This is a genomic window from Kitasatospora putterlickiae, from assembly GCF_039527695.1.
In the GTDB taxonomy this organism is placed as follows: domain Bacteria; phylum Actinomycetota; class Actinomycetes; order Streptomycetales; family Streptomycetaceae; genus Kitasatospora; species Kitasatospora putterlickiae.
In genome coordinates, this window is record NZ_BAAAKJ010000266.1 from 13,609 (window position 1) to 14,333 (window position 725).

Consider the following 725-nt stretch of genomic DNA (forward strand, 5'->3'; position numbering starts at 1 on the left):
GGCCGCCACCGGCGCCTGCCTGGCCGCCCTGCACACGGCCCTGGTCCGCTGGACCGAGGACGACGGCCGCACCGCGCTCCCCGCGCTGATCACCGAGGCCTTCGCGGCCGCCTTCGGCGACCAGGGCCCGTGAGCCGTCCGCGCCGCCGGAGGGTCCGGTGCGGGCGACCACGGCGGTCCCCGTCGCGGGGTCGGGGCGGCGAGGGCGCGGGCGGCGGCGGGCCCGGGATGTCCACGAGGGCCCGGATTCAAGCGGCGGCGATCCGGTCCCCCGGGTCGGCNNNNCCGGAGACCGTGGGCGGCGGTGAGCGCGACGGCATGGCCCTCGTCGCCCGACGACGCGGCGAAGACGGGCGGACGCAGGGACCGGCACCCCCGGAACCCGGGCGGGCCGGTCCACGGCGCCCACGATCGGGCCGTCGAGGTGCCCGACTCGCAGGGCCGGCGTGGTGATCGTCAGCCGGAGGCGGGCGCACGGGAACCGGCCGTCCGGCGCGAGGCCGTCGCCGGTCGAGCACCCGGCCGAGCCGGCGAAACCGCGCGGCGATCCGGGCCGCTGGGTCAGCCGCGCCGCCGGAGACCGTAGGCGGCGGTGAGGGCGACGGCGCGGTCCTCATCGCCCGTCAGGCCGGTGAGGGCGCGGGCGGCCGTGGAGCCCGGGATGTCCACGAGCGCCTGGGTCAGGCGGCGGCGGGCGGGCGCCTCCTGGGCGGCGGAGGTGAGCC

General features: G+C 80.7%; 1 pseudogene. It reads right to left on the reverse strand.

Annotated features, from left to right (window positions below):
- Positions 1–561 precede the first annotated feature (561 nt).
- A pseudogene (locus tag ABD308_RS27015) lies at positions 562–725 on the reverse strand (MerR family transcriptional regulator); the annotation flags it as partial.